The 20,658-nt window shown below is 47.1% G+C and carries 22 protein-coding genes; 16 read left to right on the top strand and 6 right to left on the bottom strand.

Features of this window, described 5'->3' with window-relative positions:
* The first annotated feature begins 14 nt into the window (after positions 1-14).
* From Q0171_RS02715 to ychF, 7 genes are read left to right on the top strand one after another with little or no spacing between them, the layout of a single operon-like run.
* Entirely contained in the window at positions 15-680 is a 666-nt protein-coding gene (locus Q0171_RS02715; protein ID WP_299326513.1) for a site-2 protease family protein, read from the top strand.
* A gap of 8 nt (positions 681-688) precedes the next feature.
* Positions 689-1,192, top strand: coding sequence for an RpiB/LacA/LacB family sugar-phosphate isomerase (locus Q0171_RS02720; RefSeq protein WP_299326516.1), 504 nt, complete (start codon positions 689-691; stop codon positions 1,190-1,192).
* A 3-nt stretch (positions 1,193-1,195) separates the two neighbouring features.
* A complete protein-coding gene (locus Q0171_RS02725; RefSeq protein ID WP_299326519.1) occupies positions 1,196-1,534 on the top strand; it encodes a hypothetical protein in 339 nt (112 codons plus the stop codon).
* Positions 1,535-1,569: 35 nt separating this feature from the next.
* Positions 1,570-2,124, top strand: coding sequence for an adenine phosphoribosyltransferase (apt, locus tag Q0171_RS02730; protein ID WP_299326522.1), 555 nt, complete (start codon positions 1,570-1,572; stop codon positions 2,122-2,124).
* Entirely contained in the window at positions 2,125-2,880 is a 756-nt protein-coding gene (locus Q0171_RS02735; protein WP_299326525.1) for a DedA family protein, read from the top strand.
* Positions 2,874-4,379, top strand: coding sequence for a leucyl aminopeptidase (locus Q0171_RS02740; RefSeq protein WP_299326528.1), 1,506 nt, complete (start codon positions 2,874-2,876; stop codon positions 4,377-4,379). Before Q0171_RS02735 ends, Q0171_RS02740 begins: the two co-directional genes overlap by 7 nt.
* 1 nt (position 4,380) lies before the next feature.
* Positions 4,381-5,481, top strand: a complete 1,101-nt coding sequence (gene ychF / locus Q0171_RS02745; protein WP_299326531.1) for a redox-regulated ATPase YchF — start codon at positions 4,381-4,383, stop codon at positions 5,479-5,481.
* A 44-nt stretch (positions 5,482-5,525) separates the two neighbouring features.
* On the opposite strand, the gene Q0171_RS02750 is transcribed toward ychF, so the two are convergent.
* From Q0171_RS02750 to Q0171_RS02760, 3 genes are all read right to left on the bottom strand, one after another.
* Complete coding sequence (locus tag Q0171_RS02750; RefSeq protein ID WP_299326534.1) at positions 5,526-6,245, bottom strand: hypothetical protein; 720 nt, start codon at positions 6,243-6,245, stop codon at positions 5,526-5,528.
* Between the two features lie 439 nt (positions 6,246-6,684).
* Positions 6,685-6,876, bottom strand: a complete 192-nt coding sequence (locus tag Q0171_RS02755; protein ID WP_299326536.1) for a hypothetical protein — start codon at positions 6,874-6,876, stop codon at positions 6,685-6,687.
* A 26-nt stretch (positions 6,877-6,902) separates the two neighbouring features.
* Positions 6,903-8,375 (bottom strand): sodium-dependent transporter, encoded by a 1,473-nt coding sequence (locus Q0171_RS02760; RefSeq protein WP_299326538.1) that lies wholly within the window; start codon positions 8,373-8,375, stop codon positions 6,903-6,905.
* Between the two features lie 205 nt (positions 8,376-8,580).
* On the opposite strand from Q0171_RS02760, the gene Q0171_RS02765 reads away from it, so the two are divergent.
* From Q0171_RS02765 to Q0171_RS02800, 8 genes are all read left to right on the top strand, one after another.
* Entirely contained in the window at positions 8,581-9,651 is a 1,071-nt protein-coding gene (locus tag Q0171_RS02765) for a tyrosine-type recombinase/integrase (protein ID WP_299326540.1), read from the top strand.
* A 209-nt stretch (positions 9,652-9,860) separates the two neighbouring features.
* Entirely contained in the window at positions 9,861-11,054 is a 1,194-nt protein-coding gene (locus tag Q0171_RS02770) for an acetate kinase (RefSeq protein WP_299326543.1), read from the top strand.
* A gap of 12 nt (positions 11,055-11,066) precedes the next feature.
* The gene (locus tag Q0171_RS02775) at positions 11,067-11,705 is read left to right on the top strand and encodes an isochorismatase family protein (RefSeq protein WP_299326546.1); all 639 of its coding nucleotides are present in this window, start codon (positions 11,067-11,069) and stop codon (positions 11,703-11,705) included.
* Between the two features lie 150 nt (positions 11,706-11,855).
* The gene (locus Q0171_RS02780) at positions 11,856-12,926 is read left to right on the top strand and encodes a Cj0069 family protein (protein WP_299326549.1); all 1,071 of its coding nucleotides are present in this window, start codon (positions 11,856-11,858) and stop codon (positions 12,924-12,926) included.
* 100 nt (positions 12,927-13,026) lie between these two features.
* Positions 13,027-13,149 carry a hypothetical protein gene (locus tag Q0171_RS02785; RefSeq protein ID WP_299326552.1) on the top strand — a complete coding sequence of 41 codons (123 nt, stop codon included), beginning with the start codon at positions 13,027-13,029 and terminating at the stop codon, positions 13,147-13,149.
* Positions 13,150-13,236: 87 nt separating this feature from the next.
* On the top strand, positions 13,237-14,523 hold the full coding sequence (locus tag Q0171_RS02790) for a glycosyltransferase (protein WP_299326555.1): 1,287 nt from the start codon (positions 13,237-13,239) through the stop codon (positions 14,521-14,523).
* A gap of 74 nt (positions 14,524-14,597) precedes the next feature.
* The gene (locus tag Q0171_RS02795; protein WP_299326558.1) at positions 14,598-15,458 is read left to right on the top strand and encodes a glycosyltransferase; all 861 of its coding nucleotides are present in this window, start codon (positions 14,598-14,600) and stop codon (positions 15,456-15,458) included.
* An 11-nt stretch (positions 15,459-15,469) separates the two neighbouring features.
* Positions 15,470-15,601: a hypothetical protein gene (locus tag Q0171_RS02800; protein ID WP_299326561.1), complete on the top strand. Its 132-nt coding sequence runs from the start codon at positions 15,470-15,472 to the stop codon at positions 15,599-15,601.
* Between the two features lie 83 nt (positions 15,602-15,684).
* On the opposite strand, the gene Q0171_RS02805 is transcribed toward Q0171_RS02800, so the two are convergent.
* The 3 genes from Q0171_RS02805 to Q0171_RS02815 form a co-directional block, all read right to left on the bottom strand.
* The gene (locus tag Q0171_RS02805; protein ID WP_299326564.1) at positions 15,685-16,623 is read right to left on the bottom strand and encodes a hypothetical protein; all 939 of its coding nucleotides are present in this window, start codon (positions 16,621-16,623) and stop codon (positions 15,685-15,687) included.
* Positions 16,624-16,739: 116 nt separating this feature from the next.
* On the bottom strand, positions 16,740-17,582 hold the full coding sequence (locus Q0171_RS02810) for an HDOD domain-containing protein (RefSeq protein ID WP_299326566.1): 843 nt from the start codon (positions 17,580-17,582) through the stop codon (positions 16,740-16,742).
* Between the two features lie 131 nt (positions 17,583-17,713).
* The gene (locus tag Q0171_RS02815; RefSeq protein ID WP_299326569.1) at positions 17,714-18,868 is read right to left on the bottom strand and encodes an FkbM family methyltransferase; all 1,155 of its coding nucleotides are present in this window, start codon (positions 18,866-18,868) and stop codon (positions 17,714-17,716) included.
* Positions 18,869-19,065: 197 nt separating this feature from the next.
* Here Q0171_RS02815 and dnaB point away from each other — a divergent pair, with 197 nt between their 5' ends.
* Positions 19,066-20,574: a replicative DNA helicase gene (gene dnaB, locus Q0171_RS02820; RefSeq protein ID WP_299326572.1), complete on the top strand. Its 1,509-nt coding sequence runs from the start codon at positions 19,066-19,068 to the stop codon at positions 20,572-20,574.
* Positions 20,575-20,658 lie beyond the last annotated feature (84 nt).

Genomic DNA, 20,658 nt, shown 5'->3' on the forward strand with positions numbered 1-20,658 from the left:
TAGGAAATAATCCCATGGGCGATATACTAAGCACACAAGAGCTGATAAAACTTTGCTGCATGATCATTGCTCTGCTTATCAGTATCATAGGGCATGAGATTATGCATGGGCTTGTGGCGTATCACTATGGAGACTCTAGCGCCAAAGATGCCAAGCGCCTAAGCCCAAACCCTCTGCGCCATATCGATCTTTTTGGCTCGATTATCCTGCCAGGAGTGCTTTATCTCACTCAAGCGCCCTTTCTCTTTGGCTGGGCGAAGCCTGTGCCTGTGGATATCGAGCATATTATACGCACGCGCGGATTTTCTGCTGCCACAGGCGTGGCACTTGCGGGCGTGGCATATAATCTAGCCCTGGCTTTTGCCTGCTCACTAGTGCTTACAAGCGGAATCATCGAGCTTGATAGCAATGCAGGCGCAATCGCTACACTGCTGCTACTCTATCTCGTGCAGTATAATATTTTGCTTTTTGTGTTTAATCTCCTGCCTATTCCGCCACTTGATGGTTCGCGCGCGCTGCTTTTTGTCGCACTGAAATTTGGCTGGCTCAAGCTAGCGAGACTCCTAGAATCTATCGCGCCTTTTGGGATATTTATTATTTTTATCCTATTATTTATCCCGGGTTTATCGAGAATTTTATTTTATCCTGTTACAATGCTTTTGCAATTTTTACTAGGCTAGGTGCAGAAATGATCTTTATCGCTTCAGATCATGCGGGGTTTATACTTAAAGGTTTTGTGAAGCAGTGGCTAGAGGCACACGGATATGAAGTCTGTGATCTAGGCGTGGAGAGTGAGTCGCGCGTAGATTATCCAGACTACGCCAAGCTACTTTGCCAAAAGCTCCTTGAAGCCAATGCAAAATCCAAGCTAGATTCTAGGACAGAATCTAGCACTACACCTGCTACGAGCCCAGAATCCAATCAAGGGATTCTCATCTGTGGTAGTGGGATAGGCATGAGCATGAGCGCTAATCGCTTCCCTGGTATCCGCGCTGCTCTTTGCACAAGCGCCTACATGGCACATATCACCAGAGCACACAATGATGCCAATGTCCTCTGCCTTGGCGCTCGTATCAGCGGGGAAGGCGAGGTAGAATCCATGCTTGAAGCGTTTTTCACCACGGAGTTTGAAGGCGGGCGACACAGCTGCCGTGTCGGGAAAATCGAAGCGGAGATAATCAAAAAGGACTAGGCAATGGATTTGGCGCTAAAGTGGTTTGCTGGCACGATTTTTGTTCTTTTTGTCCTCTATATGGTGGCTAAAACCATGTTCTATAAATCTGTCGCACAAAAAGAGGAGCGCAATGCCGCAGCGATGAAACTCACGCTCCAAGAGGCTGAAATCCTTATCCAAAAGCACCAGCTTCAGCTTCAGCGTGCGCTGGGGAATATCGATATCCTAACCCAAGAGATGAATTCCCTGCGCAATGAGATTAAAACGCTCAAACAGCGTAATTCCCAATATCGTGTCGAGACAGATAAATACCGCGCGCGCATCAAGGATCTCGAGCAAAAAATCGAAGCCCTACTCTAAAGCGATCAATATCAATCAAACTCAAAGGAGCCAGCATGACCCCCACACTTCAGGCACTTTCCGCGCAGCTACGCGAGAATCTACGCGAAATCCCAGACTACCCAAAGCCCGGAATTTTGTTCTATGACATTACCACGATTTTGGAGAATGCCAGCTGCTTGCATAATATTATTAGCTTCTGGCACGAGCGCTATAAAGATGAGCATATCACACATGTCGTAGGCATAGAATCTAGGGGTTTCATCTTTGGTGCAGCGCTCGCGTATGCGCTTGGCGTTGGGCTTGTCCCCGTGCGCAAAAAGGGTAAGCTCCCTTACAAAACATTCTCGCAAGACTATGCCCTAGAATATGGCACCGACACGCTAGAAATCCACCAAGACGCCTTTGCTAGCACGCTAGCTAAAGGCGAGAAGCCTCGTGTCGTGCTCGTAGATGATCTACTAGCTACAGGTGGGACTGCGCGAGCGAGCGTGGAGCTTATCAAGCAAGCTGGTGGCGAATGTATTGAGGCATGCTTCCTTGTCCGCTTACTCGAGCTTCATGGCGAAAAAAATCTCACAACAAATTTCATTGCTATTTTGGACTGCTAAATGCTCTTTATCAAAAAACACGCCAAAATGCTGCTTACATGGGGGATTCTAGGCGGAATCATTATCGCGCTTATCTACTACATGGCAAGCACAGATTTCTCACTTGAAGAAGCCATCATCACGCTCTGGGATACCTATGTCGCAGATTGGGGCTATGTGATTTTGTTTTGCTGGAGTATTTTAGAGGGTGAGCTTGGGCTGATATTTGCCGGTATCGCTAGTCATACTGGGCATCTTAATGTGTGGATTGCGATTTTTGTCGCAGGGCTTGGGGGATTTGTAGGCGATCAAATTTATTTCTACATTGGGCGATTTAATCGCAACTATATCCAAACCCGACTTGCCAGCCAGCGTCGCAAGCTAGCCCTAGCGCATTTGCTCTTGCAAAAATACGGCTGGAGTATTATTTTTATCCAGCGCTATATGTATGGCATGCGCACCATTATCCCCATAAGCATAGGGATTACCCGCTACTCTGCGCTGAAGTTTGCGATCATCAATCTCATTAGCGCGTGGGTGTGGGCAGCCATTACGATTCTGCTAGCGTGGATATTGGGCGATAAGATTCTTGAGCTCTTGCAGCTTTTCAAATCCCACCCCTACATCTTTATCATTTTTGCCTGCGCGCTTATTGGCACGGCGTGGTGGTTTCTCTCATCGCGCACGCAAAAAATCGACAAAAGGATCGACAAGCTCCAAACCCAGCTCAAAACCAAATCCACTAAACCAATCGCTACAAAGGACACATCATGCTAAAATTCTCCACCCACAAAGACTCACTAGCACATATCGAAGCTGACATCACGCTTGTGTTTATTATCGATAAAAACTTCAAGCATAAGTGGATTGACAAAAGCTTCCTAGAATCTCTCGCCTACAAAGCAGATATGCCACTTCTCCACCAAGAGGCAAAAACGCTCTATCTCCCAATAAAACAGCTCGATAAAGACTGCGTGCGCGAAGCTGGGGCACAGGCTGTGCGCTACCTTAGGTCATATCCTTTCAAAAAAGCAAAGATTGGCTTTTATACCCCAGAATCTAGCAAAGAATCCAAGAAGCAAGGAATCCCCAATGCTAGCGCAAAGACTGCTATAATGGCGGAATTTGCGCTAGGAGCAATGCTAGGGGCGTATTGCTATGATACCTTTAAAGCAGACAAGCAGTCTCTAAGCCTGTGCCACATCGCCATAAGCCTAGAGACTGCAGAATCTAAGCAGCAAGACCACGCAAAGCAGCTCGCCCAAGCACTGGAAGCCGCCATTGAAGAAGCTAAGATTCTCGCAGAATCTGTAAATATCGCGCGTGATCTTGTCAATACTCCACCACAAATAGCCACGCCAAAATACATCGCCCACACTGCAATAGACCACGCCCAAGCCCTGCAAATCTCGTGCAAAATCCTAAAAAAAGACGCGCTCAAAAAAGAAAAAATGGGCGCATATCTCGCAGTGGCAAAAGCCTCAAATAAATCCCCACGCCTTATCCACCTAAGCTACGCGCCCAAAAATGCCAAGCAAAAAGTCGTGCTAGTGGGCAAAGGACTCACCTATGATAGCGGGGGGCTAAGCCTCAAACCAGCAGACTACATGGTAACAATGAAAGCCGATAAAAGTGGGGCATGCGCGGTGCTAGGGATTATGAATGCCATAGCCAAGCTAAAGCTCCCCATAGAAGTGCATGGGATCATGGGTATGGCAGAAAATATGATTGGCGGGAATGCGTATAAGCCTGATGATGTGCTTATCTCGCGGGAGGGCAAAAGTATCGAAGTGCGCAACACCGATGCGGAAGGGCGACTCGTGCTTGCAGACTGCCTAAGCTACGCACAGGATTTAAAGCCCGATATTTTGATTGACTTTGCTACGCTCACAGGTGCGTGTGTCGTGGGGCTTGGCGAATACACAAGCGGGATTATGGGGTATAATCAAGCCCTACAAGAAGCATTTGAGCAGAGCGCACTAGAGTCTGGCGAGCTCGTCGCCAGACTGCCTTTCAACCGCCATATCAAAAAACTCATAGAATCCAAAATCGCTGATGTAAGCAATGTTAGCACCTCGCGCTATGGTGGCGCGATAAGTGCTGGAATGTTCTTAGGGGAGTTTATCCGCGAGGAGTATAAGGAGAAATGGCTACATATCGATATCGCTGGTCCTGCATTTGTCGAAAAAGAGTGGGATATCAACCCCTATGGTGCGAGCGGAGCGGGTGTGCGTGCTGGTGTGCAGTTCTTGCGCGACTTAGTGAGCAGGGGTTAGCATGGGGCTTTCAATTGGGATTGTAGGGCTACCAAATGTAGGCAAATCCACGACATTTAACGCGCTCACAAAGGCGCAAAATGCAGAGGCAGCAAACTATCCTTTCTGCACCATTGAGCCAAACAAAGCCATCGTGCCTGTGCCAGATTCTAGGCTTAACGAGCTTGCCAAAATCGTGCAGCCAGAGCGTATTCAGCACTCTGTGGTTGAGTTTGTGGATATCGCAGGGCTTGTGCGTGGGGCAAGCAAAGGCGAGGGGCTAGGCAATCAATTTTTAGCAAACATTAAAGAAGCGGATATGATTTTGCATATTGTGCGCTGCTTTGAGGACTCTAATATCACGCATGTGGAGGGGCGCATTGATCCAATCGGTGATATTGAAATCATCGAGCTTGAGCTTCTCTTTGCTGATATGGCAAGTTTGCAAAAACGCATTGAAAAGCTAGAGCGAGAATCTAAAGCCCAAAAGGGCGCAAATGCCCAGCTAGCAATCGCCAAAGAACTGCTCGCGCATTTGGAATCCAATGCACCTGTGAAAACCTTTAGCAAGCGCGAAGATGAGGCATTTATCACCTTAAATAGAGAGCTGCGCTTTCTCACAAACAAAGAAATCATCTATGGCGCGAATGTGAGCGAAGAGGAGCTAGAAGCTGATAATGCCTTTGTGGCAAAAGTGCGCGAACACGCTAGCAAAACAGGGGCGATTGCCATTAAGCTTTGTGCAAAAATTGAAGAAGAAATGGTGGGGCTTGAAGAGCAAGAGCGAGCGGAATTTCTCGCAAGTCTTGGTGTAAAAGAGAGCGGGCTAGAGCAGATTATAAGAGAGGGCTTTGCGAGACTTGGGCTTATTAGCTATTTTACCGCTGGGGTGAAAGAAGTGCGCGCATGGACGATTCGAAAGGGTGATAGCGCGCCAAAAGCCGCAGGCGTGATTCACAAAGACTTTGAAAAAGGCTTTATCCGTGCAGAGACTATCGCCTATGAAGACTTTATCAAATACGGAGGCGAGACAAAAGCCAAAGAAGCTGGCGCTATGCGCACCGAGGGGAAAGACTACATCGTCCAAGATGGCGATGTAATGCACTTCCGGTTTAATGTGTAGGGATACATTCTGGATTCCCACTTTTGAGACAAACTTTTAGCCATCTATCTTACATACAATAGCTCTGCTCTAGCTATGGAAATCACTCGCTCCTTGTAATACCACAGCAGCTCGTAGCGCCCATTCTCTAGCGGAGGCTTGATGATAAGAGGCTTGGCTTGCTTGGCTGCTTCGCGATAGATTAAATCGCTCATATCAAGCCCCCTGGAATCTCCGCCATGATAGCGCACACAATCAGCCCCAGAAAAACGCGCGACACACTTCATCGCCCCCTCGCGCACAAACTCCGCCACAAGCCCAAGCTTGCTTGCATTTTTTGCAACAAACTCCGCCTCACTAGAATCCTCATAACTCACCACAAGCCCAGCTCCAGAAGCTTGCGCGCCCAAAATCACTCCAAGCATATCTTCCATACTATCAATCCCACTCACGCGATATACAAGTGAGTTTATGGGGACATACGCAATGAGATATGCACAATACTGCTCGCCACTTGCGCACTCATGCGTGAGCTTAAACTCATGCTCGCGATGATAGACATAGCTTTTAGCCTTTTGAAGTGCGGCTTTTAGAGCTTCTACTCTCGTGGATTCTTGGGTGGATTCTGGCTGCAGCTGTGCGATAAGACGCTTAAATCTCTGCTCGATAATACTTTGAGAGAATTGTTTTTCTGGCTGTATTTGGGTAGCTTGCACAAACTGCCAAAGGAAATTTCGCCCGCCAATCTTGCGCGAGAATCCATTGCTAGCATGCCCGCTTGGCACTTTGATGATAGCATATCCTGCATACGCGCAAACTCTGTCCCTAGCAGGTAAAATGCCCTGCCCTTTATGCTAATGTGTGAAACCGCGGGAGAGTCCAGCGCGCCTTTTACACGAGCGAGATTCTCTTCTATAATAGCATTGCTAAAGGCACTTTTAGCGATGAAGTGAAAATTACACAAAAAGCCATGCTGGGATTTGGCACTAGATTCTAGCTCATCAAATGAGTCTAGCAGCAGAAGCATAGGCTGAGAATCCTTGTGGATTTGGCGCAGGAACATAGACACACTAAGCTGGGGGACATACCGCCCCACGCGCAAAAATACAAAAAGCACGAGCTTCTCACGCCATGTGAAAAAATCCCCAAAGCTATATCGTCGCAGGATTTTAGCGATGAGCTCAAAATTATGCGCCATACCCCCTCCAGCGCGCATGCTTGATTCTAAAAGCTTGGTAAATAACACTTGAGATTGGGGGTTTTCGATAATATGGCGCATTTTGTTGTAGAAGTTTTTTCTTTTTTAGAGAAAGAGCCTCGAGCACCCTGCTGCAAGAGCTTGGCAAACTCAAGCGCACGCTCTATAAGTGCTTCATGCTCTTTGTTTGTCATGGATTCTAAGGGTTTTTTGGACATTGCGCGCCTTACTTAGGCTTGACTACTCAAGCATGGGAGACTTGAGCCATTTGCGTAGCTTGAGAAGATTGAGCAGGCTTGGGCTTAGATTCTGGCTTGATGTCTAAAAGTCCGCCGATGAAAATCGCAATAATAAGCACCGGGATACAATAGCGCACATAGTAAAACCAGCCTTTAAGCAACCAGCGCGGGGCAGAAGTGCCATTTGATAGCTCTTCAATCGCTTCATCTTTGAGCACAAAGCCCACAAAAATACTCGCTAGAAGTGCAGTTAGCACAAATAAAATATTCCCGCTGATAAAGTCAAAAAAGTCAAACACACTTTTGCCAGCGATACTTACATCGCCAAGCAGCGAGGAGCTAAGCGCACATGGGATATTCCCCAGCACAAAAACCCCCAATAGCGTATAATTTATAGCCTTTTTACTAGGAAGTTTATATTTCTCTTCAAGCACGGCGATGATGACTTGATAAATCGTAATCGAAGTGGTGAGCGCAGCAATTAGCAGCAAGGTAAAAAACACAATAGCAAAGAGATTCCCAAAATGCATGTGTGAAAATGCGATTGGCAAAACTTTAAACACCAATGATGGACCAGAATCTGGCGCAAGATTAGCACTAAAGAGTGAGGGGAAAATCATAAACCCAGCCAGCACGGCGATGAAAGTGTTGATCACACCTGTGAAAAGCGAGGTTTTGATAAGGTTTTCTTGCTTATCAAGGTGCGAAGAAAGGGTGATCATCACGCCAAATCCAAGTGAAAGTGCGAAAAACACCTGACCAATGACATACAAAAATAGCTCTGGGCTAATAGCACTAAAATCTGGGACAAGATAGAATTTCACGCCCTCCATCGCACCCTCTAGCGTGAGATTGCGCGCGACCATAAGCAGCAAGCAGAGCAAAAGTAAGGGCATAAGATATTTGACAGATCGTTCAATCCCATCAATAACCCCCTTGCGCAGGATAAGCCAATTTATCGCGACAAAAACCAGCGTATAGAGCGTGATTTGCCACGGAGTGTTATTGATATGAGACTCATAAAAATCCAGCGCCGCAGCCTTTTGTAGTGGCATGCTTAAATCAAGCCCACCAGACAAACCACCATCAGCAACAGCACCCACCACACCCCGCACAATATGCGCGATATAGGAGATAACCCACCCGCCAATCACCATATAATACGCTAGAATCCCAAACGCCCCGAGCACCCCCATATAACCACAGATCTTCCAGAATCCTGCGATTCGCCCCTTATGCTTACCCTGCACACCAAAGGCATCGATTGAATTTGTATGCGCACGGCGACCGATGACATTTTCCACAAGGATAATAGGAATCCCCACAAACAGCATTGCCAGCACAAACACCGCCACATACGCGCCTCCGCCATGCTCGCCCACAAGATATGGGAAGCGCCAAGTCGCGCCAAAGCCTATCGTCGCGCCTGCCACGGTAAGAATATATGTGAGTCGATTTGACCAGATTTGTCGCCTCATCGCTCCAGCTCCTTTGTATAGTATAAAATCACACAACCTCGCACAAGCAAGATCCCATGCAAAATCTTAAAGTCAATCTAGGGATTCTACTTTTTTAAAGCTTTTAGTTTTATTGTGTCTGCAATATATTTGCACAAATGCTATAATTTACATCGTTTTCTGCGGTTTCCTGCGACAGATATGAGCTTCTCCCAAAAGGCGGTGCATGACCTATCCCCTGCAATCCCACTCCACACTGCTTGGCAATTATGTCTTCTGGCTTAGCAAGTTTTTTATCCATAAAATCACCACACTTTCAAACCGCCATATCCATGACTCCAGCGCCCTACACCAAGCCATAGAATCTATCCGCGATGCACGCTCTCTCCACCAGCTCGCAGAAGCCATCAAGCACTCCCGCAACAGCGGCATGACAGGGATCAATACCTACGCACTCCCACTGCTTGGGCTTGGGGAATTTCTAGCAGATTCTAGAATCTGTGATTTAGAAGAAATCGATGAAAGCTTGCTTGCAGAGTTTATCACCCTGCGCACCGCGCGTCTCTCCAATGCCACTAAGCGCAATTATCGTATCGCGCTGCTTGGGTTTTTTGGCTTTATCGACAAGCACAACGAAGATGAAAGCGGCAAATCCTATATCTTTAATATCGAGCTAAAAAATCTCGCAGGCACACGCGGACAGAGTGGCGTCAAGCTCCCGACATTTCTCAAAACCGATGAGCTAGAGCGTTTCTTGCAGTCAATCGACACCACCCCACTAAGCCCCAAAATGCAAGCGCGCGATCGATTGATTGTGAAATTTATCATCTATACTGGAATCCGCGTAAGCGAGGCAATCAATCTCCAAGCCCAAAAAATCATCAAAGAAAACAATATCTACATGCTCACAATCCAAGGCAAAGGCGACAAATACCGCGTAGTGATGATAAAATCTAACCATATCCAAAGCCAGCTAGAATCTTGGCTTCACATACGCCATACAATCCCAAATATCCAAAACAACCTGCTTTTTTGCAACAAAAACGGCAAGCCCCTAAGCCAGCCCTATGTCTATGGAATCGTGCGCAAAATGCTCCTAAACATCGGGATAAAAAAGGAAAAAATGGGCGCGCACATGCTACGCCACTCCTTTGCCACCCTGCTCTACCAAAAGCATAAAGACCTAGTCCTCGTCCAAGAAGCCCTGGGGCATGCGGATTTAAATACAAGTAGGATTTATACACATTTTGATAAAGACCGATTGATAAAAGCAGCAAATCTCATGGATAATCTTTAAAATCTAGTGCGTATTAGTTTCTAGGCTTTAGAGATTTAGCCCTTGCATAGCAGAATCAGTGTAGAATCTAAACATCTCCACATTTTCTAAAATGTGTTAAAACTACACAAAAAGCCAAATGCCCGCACAAAATTTATACACCTTAAGTTTAAATCCCCTACACTAGCTAGTGATTGCTTCATGCCAATACACCACAACAAGGAGAGTAAATGAAAGTTTTAGTCATCAATTGCGGGAGCTCATCGCTGAAATTTCAACTCATAGAGACAAAGAGCGACAAGGTGCTTGCTTCTGGAATGTGCGATAGGATAGGGATTGAAGGGAGCGAGATAAACTACAAAAATGAGCAAGGCGAGAAATCCACCACCGCCACGCCTATCCCCACTCATGCCAAAGCCATAGCACTTGTGCTATCGCACCTACAAGAGAAAAACGCCGTAAGCTCGCTTAGTGAGATTTCAGCTGTGGGACATAGGGTCGTGCATGGCGGGGAGTTTTTCAAAGAATCTGTGCTTATTGATGAAAATGTGCTTAGTGAGATCAGCGAATGCGCCACTCTCGCCCCCTTGCACAATCCAGCCAATCTCATCGGTATCCGCTCCTGCCAAGAGCTCATGCCAGAAACACCTATGGTCGCAGTGTTTGACACAGCATTCCACCAAAGCATGCCTGCTAGAGCCTACATGTATGGCGTGCCTTATGAATGGTATGAGAAACACAAAGTGCGTCGATATGGATTCCATGGCACAAGCCACAAATATGTCTCTCGCAGGACAGCGGAGTTTCTCGGGCTTGATTATCATAACTCCAAAATCATCGTCTGCCACCTTGGCAATGGCTCATCAATCTGTGCGGTAAAAAACGGCAAATGTATCGATACGAGCATGGGGCTAACCCCACTAGAGGGACTTATCATGGGCACGCGAAGCGGGGATCTAGATCCTGCGATTCTCGAATACATCGCAGATCGAGAGAAACTTAGCGCAAAAGAAATCGTCAATATCCTTAACAAAAAATCCGGTGTGCTGGGGATTTCTGGGCTTTCAAGCGATTTTCGCGACTTGCTTGATGCAGATCTCAAAGGCGATGAGCGTGCTAAACTCGCGCGCGCAGCGTTTGCTTACCGCGTGCTTAAGTATATCGGCTCCTACTGCGCGGTGCTCATTGGCGTAGATGCGATAAGCTTCTGCGCAGGTGTAGGTGAGAATGCCAAATTTATCCGCGGCATGATTGTGGAGCATTTGGAGTTCCTAGGCGTGAAGCTCGATGTAGAAGCGAACAATGCCTGCGGGCAAGAAGCAATCATCTCTACAAAAGACTCCAAAGTCAAGGTCTGCGTAATCCCCACAAATGAAGAGCTCGTCATCGCCCAAGATACTCAAGCAATCGTCTCTAAACTCTAGCAAGGGGTGCTTATGCAGGCATTTTCCCACGGGCTTTTTACACCAGAATCCGCACTGCTTGTAGTCATCGATATCCAGGAGCGACTGCTACCTGCGATGAGCAAGCAAGAGCAGCTTATCCATAAATCCTGCACACTTATCAAAGGTGCGCGCGCATTAGAAATCCCTATCATCATCACCGAGCAGTATCCAAAAGGGCTTGGCAAGACCGATGAGCGCATACTCTCTGCACTGGATTTTGGCAATCCGCAATCCACTTCAGGCTCTCTAGGGATAGATTCTCGCGCGCCAAATCCCTACGAGCCAGCTAGAAGTGGGGTGCAGATTTTCGAGAAAGTCAGCTTTAGTATCTTTGGCGATGAAAACATCACCAAAGCGATTGCGCAGCACAACGCAGCCACGCTTATGATTTGCGGGATTGAAAGCCATGTATGTGTGCTCCAGAGTGTGCTGCATGCCAGGAAGCTTGGGATTGATGTCTGGGTCGCCCAAGATGCGCTTAGCTCGCGCAGCCGTGATAACCACCTAAACGCTCTGGATCTCATGGCGGCTTCTGGCGCACACATTAGCAATGTAGAATCCCTCCTGTTTGGCGCCATGCACACCGCCAAGCACAAAAGCTTCAAAACTATCAGCGCACTTATCAAATAGCTCCACACTAAAGCCACAAAGCCAGAATCCAAACATAGCGCTCACCACCCTGTTTAAGCGTGGCTATACCTATCCACAGCCACGGGGTGCTTATGGCGTTTTTGGCGGTTTTGTGGTATGCTTTGGGCTATCTTTCTATAAGGAGTTGTGATGAAAAAGAACATCGTGTTTTTCGAGGCAAAAGGCGGGAGCGACAAGGGTCCTGATGGATATAGAAAAGACACTATGCCAATGGTCAATGCCCTAAAGGCAAAGGGCTGGAACGCTGAAGTGGTGTTTTTCACCGATGATATTTTGCGCAATGAGAGCGAGCGCAATGCGATTTATGAGCGTGTCAAAGCAAGCGCAGATGGCTATGTATCGCGCGTTAATCCGGGGAATTTGAAAGAGGAGAAGCTCTACTTTGATGTGCTACGCAAGCTCTGTGATGATGGGCTTGTGGGTATGTCCCACCCTGATGCGATGATTGGCTATGGGGCAAAGGACGCGCTTACAAAGCTAGCTAGCACAGATCTTGTGCCTGATGATACTTATGCCTACTATGATATTGCGACTTTTAAAAGCACTTTCCCAAAAAGCCTAGCCAAAGGCGAGCGCGTGCTGAAGCAAAATCGCGGCTCCACAGGGGAGGGGATCTGGCGTGTGCGCCTAGAATCTGCAAGCGATTATGGCAGGGTAGAATCTCTCCCGCTAGATACCACAATCATCTGCACAGAGGCTAAAGATAATCACACTGAAATACGCAAGCTTGGGGAGTTTATGGACTTTTGCGAGCAATATATCATCGGTGATAATGGAATGCTTGTGGATATGTCGTTCTTGCCGCGCATTAAAGAGGGCGAGATTAGAATCCTAATGCTCTATAAAACGCCTGTATATGTCGTGCATAAAAAGCCAGCTGAAGGGGGCGATGCTTTTTCTGCGACACTCTTTAGTGGTGCGAAATACCGCTATGATGAGCCAAAAGACTGGCAATCGCTCATTGATTGGTTTTTGGTGCAATTACCAGAGATCCGCTCAAAGCTTGGCAACTATGATCTGCCATTGATTTGGACAGCAGACTTTATCCTAGATACTGATGCAAATGGCAAGGACAAATATGTGCTAGGTGAGATCAACTGCTCTTGTGTGGGCTTCACAAGTCCAGCGGAGTTTATGGAGAAAATTGCCGTAATGGTGGGCGATAATATCGTAGAAATTGTGAGTAGCAAAAAGGCGTAATTTACGCGCAAGCCACCACAAGTGGTTTGCGCTTTCACTCACTACATCAATGCTTACTTTTGAGAAATTGGCGAGCGGTGGTAGCCCCTCATTGCGAGCTTTGCGGTCCGCAAAGCTCGCAATCCACAAGCTAGAATCTAGTGCAAAAGTGGATTCTAGGATTTTGAGGCTAGAATTGTGGCTTTGCGAGTGCGTGCAAGGGCGCATACTAGAGCGTATGTAACCGCAGCACGCGCGAAGCAATCCGCGATTCTAGCCCAAAAGCCGAATCCCACCAGCGCAAAAATCCACCAAACACAAAGGAGACCCAATGAAAACCCTTGCCATAATTATCCCTATCTATAATGTAGAGCAGTATTTGCTAGAGTGCTTAGAGTCCTTAAGTGCGCAGAGCTATGGGGAGTTTATAGCGATATGTGTCGATGATGGCAGCAGCGATTCTAGCGCGCAGATTATCACCGAGTATGCCAAGCGCGACTCACGCTTCACTCTCTTAACGCAAGAAAATCAAGGCATAGGGGCTACAAGAAACACAGGGCTTAAGTATGTCTATACACACTTGCCCCAAGTGGGCTATATCGGCTTTATGGACCCAGATGATGTGGTGGGCATAGACTACTATGCCAATCTCATCTACACCCTAGAATCCAATGCCACGCAGATGGCGACCACGCGCGATGTGTGCCGGTTTTTAGATTCTAGCTATGATAGCGCGATGTTTGCCATAAGGCAGCCTAAGAGCAAAGGCATTATCCGCAAGGTTACAAGCAAAAATATCGCGCGCAAGATTGGAGCTCCGCACAGCGTATTTGCCCGCGACTTGCTACAAAACTTGCGTTTTCCAGCAAGTCGTTTTAACGAAGATATTGGCTTTAGCGTGTGTGCGCACGCTTTGGTTGGCAGAGTGGCGTTAAGCAAAAATGCGCGGTATTTTTACCGCGTGCGTAGCGGCTCGCTCACGAGCAAAACCCACCCACCGCAAGAGTTTTTCCAAGTGTTTGGCTTTGTGTATGAGTTTTTTGCGCAGCACGGATACCTAGAGTCCTACCGCTTGCCCACAGATTTGCTCCGCCCCAATCGCTTCGCACAGCTAGATTCTAGCTATTTGGCGCAGCTGCAAGAGTTTTTGCGCTCTTTGGAGCTTGGTCAAAAGACTTTGGAGAAAAACAAGCCCCTAAAGATCGCCCTACAAGCAAAAAGCCTAGAAGAATTTATGGCTAGGACTAGGAGCTTTAGAGAGTGGAGGGCGGATAAATTCTGCTTGCATCTCACCAAAAACCGCAAGACAATCATACTCTTTGGCAGGACGCTCCTAGATACTTCTGCGGCTTTGACACTGCCAAAAGCCCCCAGCCCCACAAGCTCGCCAAGTCATCAAGCAAGCCCACGCATAGCTATCATCGCTAAAGACATCACAGAAGCAGGCGGGGGCGAGCGCGTGGGGGTCAATCTAGCAAATGCCTTTGTGGAATGCGGCTTTAGCGTGCAAGTCATAAGCCTTTTTAGTAGTAATGATGTGCCAATCTATCCGCTAGATTCTAGGGCGGAGCTACTCTCTCTCTCTCTCGTAAGCCGCGCGCACAACACCCTAGCATAAGCCCAAATACACACGACCCTAAAGCCAATCCCCCAAGACGCCTAAGCAAGCTCGCTAAACTCTGGCAGAAGCTCTTGCGCCCCTTGCTTGCTTATAGGGTGGATAGGGCATTGCTAGCGTATCAGCCTGCTATCGTGCTAAGTAATGATGGCTGGTATATCCCCCGCGCCAAGCTAGATGGCACGCGCTATGTGCGGCTGTGGCATTTAAATGCGCCTAAGCACTTAAGCACGCGTAAAAGGCGCAATCTAGCCAAGTTTGACACTTTAGTCGTGCTTTCACAAAAAGAGCTAGCCACTTGGCAGAGCTATCATCACTGCGTGCGGGTAGTCCCAAACTTCCTCCCCACGATTCCGCAAATCCCTACCACCTCTAGCGATTCTCGCAGCAAAGTCGTGCTATCTGTGGGGCGGCTAAGTGGGGAAAAGGGCTTTGATAGGCTGCTTGATATTTGGGAGATGGTGCAAGAGCGCGCCAAAGATTCTAGCGCATTAGCGCAGTGGGAGCTGCATATCGTAGGCAGTGGGGGACTGCAAGAAACGCTAGAATCCACTATCGCGCAAAAGGGCTTAAGCTCTAGCGTGCGGCTGCTTGGCTTTAGGCAGGATATGGAGAGTGTGTATCTAGGGGCTAGTGTGTATGCGATGTGTAGCTATTTTGAGGGCTTTGGTATGGCACTAGCAGAGGCGTGTAGCTATGGGCTAGCAGGCATTGCCTTTGACATTGCTGCTGGTCCTAGCGATATTATCGCACAAGGTAAAAGTGGGTATTTGATAGAAGATGGCGATAAAGAGAGCTTTGCCACTAGGCTGTGTGAGCTAATGAGCGATGAGACAAAGCGTGCGGAGTTTGGTGCGAATGCTAGGGAGCTTATGGCGCGAAACTTTAGCAAGCAAGCGGTAGTGCCACAATGGCAGGAGCTTTTTAATTTTTAGGCGATTGAGCTTTGAGTATCCATTGCGGCAGCCTCCCCCTATCCGTCATCGCCAGCGGACCTGTGCGCGTGGCAATCCATTCCTACCCTGTCATTGCGAGACTTGCGGCAGCAAGTCGTGGCAACCCACAAGCCAAAATCTAGTGCGAAAATAGAATCTAGCAGCGCAAACCCTAGAATCCACTTTTGTAGGCATTGGCTTTTGGGCTTTCCTTTTATCTGTCTTTTTACTCTGCTGTGGATTCTGGGATTTTATTGTCTTTTAGCACCTTGCCAAATCCCAGCGAAATACCGATGAACAAGTTTGTCGCGGGCTTGTCGATATAGCGCCCTTTAAGCAGATAGAAGCTTACAAACGGCGAGACGCTGAAATTCCCCCATAGCATAGTGTCAAGCCGCACATTGAACTCTAGCTCATGTTCTGGGTTGCGCAGAGTTGGGTAATTGTTTAGGATATAGTAGCGGTAGTTTAGTAGCGAGATTAGCCCCACTCCCTCGCGAAGCTCTTTGTTGATAGATAGCCCAGTCTCCATGCCCATAGATTCTATAGGTGCGCGCACATCGCTAAAATCCTCCTCACCAAAGACATTGAGCTTAAGATTTTCAATATAGCGCCCATCAAACAATCGCACGCCAAGTGCATAGCGGAAGTATTTTTTGCGGTAGGTAAGGTTTGGCGAGGGGGTAAATTCACTCTGCAAGCTTAGCTGGATATAAGGACCTATCTCGCCGCCATCGACCTTTTCTAAATGCCAGATCCGCTGTGTATAACCAGTGGAGAAGAGAATCCTATCGAGTGTTTTATTGCGCACGCGCTGTTTGGGCATGGGGGATACCATGGTCTCGCCATATTCTGCGAGCAGAGAGTTAAAAAACACAAAACGCTTGGTATAGTAGTCTGCAAGCATGTAGCCATAAAACTGCATAATCAGCTGGGAATCCCCGCTCAAACGGCTATTGGCAAATTCCTCGTAGGCATCTTGGTTGGCAATTTTAGTGGAGGAGAAATTGATAGAGAGGCGCGAGATGTCGATAAGCCAGCCCTCACGATTAAGATCGATATCAAGTTGCTTTTGGTTTATCTTTGGTGGAGTGGGCGCTGCGAGTGCGTGCGTGCATAAAATCAACAAAAAAACGATGATTGAGCAAACAAGCCAGCGCCGCAATGGAATCTCTATAAACTATTACGCTACAAAAGCATTGGAATCGCTAACCGCACTGCTATATACTCTTTCAAGCTCTCTTGTGCATTTACCCTGGCGCTATCCCTGCCCAATGCACACTACTTAGCTTGGGGTTTGAAATTTGGAATATGTTTGATGAGATTTGCCTCATCAAAGCTCACATCTTGCTGCACAGCCTCTTTAAGCAAAGCAAGCGCTTCGTTTGTATTGTAGTCATTTCCACCCTCATAAGGCTCGAAAATCCTATTTGCAATAGCTAGCGCATAGGCATTTTTCTTGATGCTTGGTGGAGCGGAATGTGGATTTATCACATAAACCACCGTCTGGATAAGCAGCTCATCAAACTTCCAGTGATCAAAACAATACGCCAAAAATGAAATATGATCCACCCCGAAAAAGTCCTGCTCCACTAGCGCAATATTTTTAAATTCATTTGCCTTAAGCGCAGCAAGAAACTCTTTGTCTTTCCTGGATTTAATAAGCACACTGGAAAAGAGAATCATACCAAGTCGCAGCAGCATAGCGCATGGGATAAGCGTCTGGGCGAGCTTTTTATCCTCTTCATTCAACCAGCTTGAGATGAAATCCACTTCCTTAGCGCAGTTACCCACGAAAAGATTTGTATCAAGCCCATAGGGACTTACATTGATTTTAATCCGCGATCGCAGAGAATCCGCCATGATGATGTTTTTGACATTTTCAATCCCCAAAAGCGCGATAACTTGGTTGATCGTAGAAATCTCTTGTGAGAATCCATAGTAAGCAGAGTTGGCGGTTTTAAGTAGGTTTGCTGTGGCAAGCGGATCTTTAGAGATGATATCCACCACGCCACTTAGCTCGATTTTTGAACCCTTTTCATCAATATAGTCGCGCAGCTTGATGACCGTGTCTGGGAGTGGTGGGAGATTCTGCTCAACAAGTGTGAGAAGCGTATCGTTCATTATTTATCCTTTGCAAGCCGTTTGGGCGCCTATTCTACCTAAAATTCCTAGTATTTGCGGTTAAATCTCATAGAATCTAAACCCAAATCCACACCCACCACCAAACGAAATACGCACAACCAGAATCCAGCTTAGTCTAAAATCTCGCAAAAAAGCGCCGTTTCTACCGAAATACTATGGCTAGTAGGGCGATGTATGCGGAATGTATAGCCTAGATTCCAGGATTCTAGCATAGGCTTAATCTCTAGAAAATGCTCGATATTGTGATAAATGCTAATAAGCATAGCAGGCTTTTGCGTGCAGATTGTATTTTTCGCGCCTTTTAAGAACTCTAGCTCAAAGCCCTCAATATCGACTTTAATAAAGCCCACGCGGAGATTATGCTCTGCCACATAGCTATCAAGCGTGATGATTTCTATCTCCTCATGCACACCATTTTCCCAAGGGTTATTAGAAATCAACGACGAAGAGCCACCATTGACACTAATTGTCATTTTATCAGGCTTACTACCCAGCCCCTTATTCACCGGGATAATACGCGTGGTATTATTGAGTCTCAAGGTCTCTTGCATAAGGGTGAAATTTCGCCTGGTGGCTTCGAAGCTATGGACATTTTTATCCGTGTATTCTTGCAAGATTAGCGCGCTATCACCGATATAGCCACCAGCATCGATAATATCTTTGCCTTGCAGATATGCTGGATTTTTTAGCGTATCTAGCCCATGTCGATACCAAAACACCTCATCAAAATGTTGTCCTGGTAACAAGTAGCCATTGTATTGATAAATCCCTGCTTCATTGCCATGTGCAGGCTTGATACAAGAAATATTAGGAAGAAACTCACGATAATGTGCCTCAAGATCCTTACATTCCTCTTTCGTGAGGCTATTGATTGATTTTGTTGGACTTTGCGAAGCCTCTATGGTGCGCGCGATGATTTGATAGACTCGATTTGTGCTTTGTATATCAAGCCCTTTTGTAAGGGCTTGGAGACGAGAGAGAATATCGGGAGCTTGGAGTGTAGGGAGGATATTTTCAAACCATGGATCTAAAAGCATACAATAGGCTTCATGCTCCTGTTTTCTACTAATCGTGATACCACAAATCATTAGGCGATAATTTATAATCGCCCCCCCCCCCCCGTTTAAATGCCAAGTTGATGTGATAGCTTTTTGCACAAGTGGGAATCCAAACACAAGTAGCGTGATGACATTGTCCTTTCGTATGAGTGGGAATCCAAAAATCTTTCGCACAAGCGTGCCGCCTTTATAATCGTAAAATCGCATAAATACTCCTTCATGGGTTTGATTAAGCCAGAATCTTAGCCTATGCAAGCTTAATTTTGGTATCTTGGTAATTCCACTCACGCTGTGGCTAAAGCTTTGAGTTTTAGCCAAGCCTGTGTGAAGTTTGGCTATGATTGCGTGTTGTCCAAGCTAGAATCTAACGCTATACATCATCATACATCATCGCAAGGCAGACCATGAAACAACTTGATGACACAAGCACCTATTTGCTTAATGTCGAGCGCGGGCTCATCGCGGCATTTTTGTTTGACGAGCAGGTATTTACCGAAGTGCATGACACGCTTATTGTTACGGATTTTCTTTTCGTGCCACACCAGAAGCTCTATGAAATTTGCCTCGAATTAAAGGTCCAAAATCTCCCTATAAACGCGGATTTCGTCGCTTCCAGAGTCAAGCAAGAAAAGCTTATTAGCGAGGAGGATTTCTCCCATATCATCGCCACAAGCCCAATCGCCAATGTCGCTGCCTACATCAAGGAAATCAAAGCTGCCTCCATCAAACGCCAGCTCGCAAGCCTGGCAAGCAAAATCGCCGCGCGCACCAGCGATGTGAGCTTAGAGAGTGATGAGCTGCTTGATGAGATTGAGAAAGAAGTCTATGCTATCTCGCTTAAAAGCGCGCACACAGAATTCCAGAGTGTGCGCTCTATCATCGATGACACTATGGAAGAGCTTATCAAGATGAAAGAGCTTGGCAATAGCGAGCTAGTGGGCGTGGATACCGGGTTTGCCGGGCTTAATAGATACACCACAGGATTTCGACAAGGCGAGCTTATCATCATCGGTGCGCGCCCAGCCATGGGGAAAACAACGCTATTTCTCAACATGATCCAGCACACGCTCAATCATGGCGATGCAGTGGCGATATTTAGCCTAGAAATGCCCGCCACGCAGCTGATGTTTCGCATGCTCTCCTCGCTGACTTCTATCCCACTCCAAGACCTGCGCAAAGGCAATCTCGATGATAATCAATGGGAGAAGCTCAATCAAACCACAAGCATGCTACTCAATAAATCTCTCTATATCGATGATGGTAGCTCGCTGACGATAGGACAGCTACGCTCCAAGCTGCGCAAGCTAAAAACCCAAGTCCCAAGTCTCCAGCTCGCAGTTGTGGATTATCTCCAGCTCATGAGCGGCAGTGGCTCTAGGAGAAGCGATGCGGCAAGGCATGAGGAGATAAGCGAGATCTCGCGCGGGCTAAAGACGCTTGCACGCGATTTGCAAATCCCCATCATCGCGCTATCCCAAGTCAGTCGCGCAGTAGATACACGCGAAGACAAACGCCCCCAGCTCTCTGACTTGCGAGAATCTGGCTCAATCGAGCAAGACGCTGATGTGGTGCTGTTTCTCTACCGAGAGGATATCTATGCGATAAAATCCCTGCAAAACCAAATCGAGCAAATCCAAAACAACCCGCGCGATGATGCCAAAGACAAAGACAAGCTCAATAAGCTTAGAGCCAAGCTTAATGAGCTGCGCGAAAAAGATATTGAAGAAAATGTCGAAATCATCATTGCCAAAAACCGCAATGGCGAGACGCGCTCGATTAGAATCCAATTCAATAAGCCTTTTATTCGCTTTGAAGACAAAGCCAAAGCCCAGGAGTTCTCCTATGAGCCCACAATCGCTAAGGGCGATATCGGTGATATCGGTGGAGACAATATCGATATTGTGCCAATCTAGCCATAGAATCTAGCGCGCTGGATTCTGCACTCTATGCTCTCCTGTATGCCATTCAAAGACACCCCCATAACCCCACACGCTCAC

Origin of the sequence: uncultured Helicobacter sp. (genome assembly GCF_937906905.1) — a bacterium.
Lineage (GTDB): Bacteria > Campylobacterota > Campylobacteria > Campylobacterales > Helicobacteraceae > Helicobacter_B.

Excerpts from the sequence above, each read along its gene's own strand:
- Q0171_RS02715 (WP_299326513.1), top strand. The coding sequence starts at position 15 with ATGGGCGATATACTAAGCACACAAGAGCTGATAAAACTTTGCTGCATG.
- Q0171_RS02720 (WP_299326516.1), top strand. The coding sequence starts at position 689 with ATGATCTTTATCGCTTCAGATCATGCGGGGTTTATACTTAAAGGTTTT.
- Q0171_RS02725 (WP_299326519.1), top strand. The coding sequence starts at position 1,196 with ATGGATTTGGCGCTAAAGTGGTTTGCTGGCACGATTTTTGTTCTTTTT.
- apt (WP_299326522.1), top strand. The coding sequence starts at position 1,570 with ATGACCCCCACACTTCAGGCACTTTCCGCGCAGCTACGCGAGAATCTA.
- Q0171_RS02735 (WP_299326525.1), top strand. The coding sequence starts at position 2,125 with ATGCTCTTTATCAAAAAACACGCCAAAATGCTGCTTACATGGGGGATT.
- Q0171_RS02740 (WP_299326528.1), top strand. The coding sequence starts at position 2,874 with ATGCTAAAATTCTCCACCCACAAAGACTCACTAGCACATATCGAAGCT.
- ychF (WP_299326531.1), top strand. The coding sequence starts at position 4,381 with ATGGGGCTTTCAATTGGGATTGTAGGGCTACCAAATGTAGGCAAATCC.
- Q0171_RS02755 (WP_299326536.1), bottom strand. The coding sequence starts at position 6,876 with ATGTCCAAAAAACCCTTAGAATCCATGACAAACAAAGAGCATGAAGCA.
- Q0171_RS02760 (WP_299326538.1), bottom strand. The coding sequence starts at position 8,375 with ATGAGGCGACAAATCTGGTCAAATCGACTCACATATATTCTTACCGTG.
- Q0171_RS02765 (WP_299326540.1), top strand. The coding sequence starts at position 8,581 with ATGACCTATCCCCTGCAATCCCACTCCACACTGCTTGGCAATTATGTC.
- Q0171_RS02770 (WP_299326543.1), top strand. The coding sequence starts at position 9,861 with ATGAAAGTTTTAGTCATCAATTGCGGGAGCTCATCGCTGAAATTTCAA.
- Q0171_RS02775 (WP_299326546.1), top strand. The coding sequence starts at position 11,067 with ATGCAGGCATTTTCCCACGGGCTTTTTACACCAGAATCCGCACTGCTT.
- Q0171_RS02780 (WP_299326549.1), top strand. The coding sequence starts at position 11,856 with ATGAAAAAGAACATCGTGTTTTTCGAGGCAAAAGGCGGGAGCGACAAG.
- Q0171_RS02790 (WP_299326555.1), top strand. The coding sequence starts at position 13,237 with ATGAAAACCCTTGCCATAATTATCCCTATCTATAATGTAGAGCAGTAT.
- Q0171_RS02810 (WP_299326566.1), bottom strand. The coding sequence starts at position 17,582 with ATGAACGATACGCTTCTCACACTTGTTGAGCAGAATCTCCCACCACTC.
- Q0171_RS02815 (WP_299326569.1), bottom strand. The coding sequence starts at position 18,868 with ATGCGATTTTACGATTATAAAGGCGGCACGCTTGTGCGAAAGATTTTT.
- dnaB (WP_299326572.1), top strand. The coding sequence starts at position 19,066 with ATGAAACAACTTGATGACACAAGCACCTATTTGCTTAATGTCGAGCGC.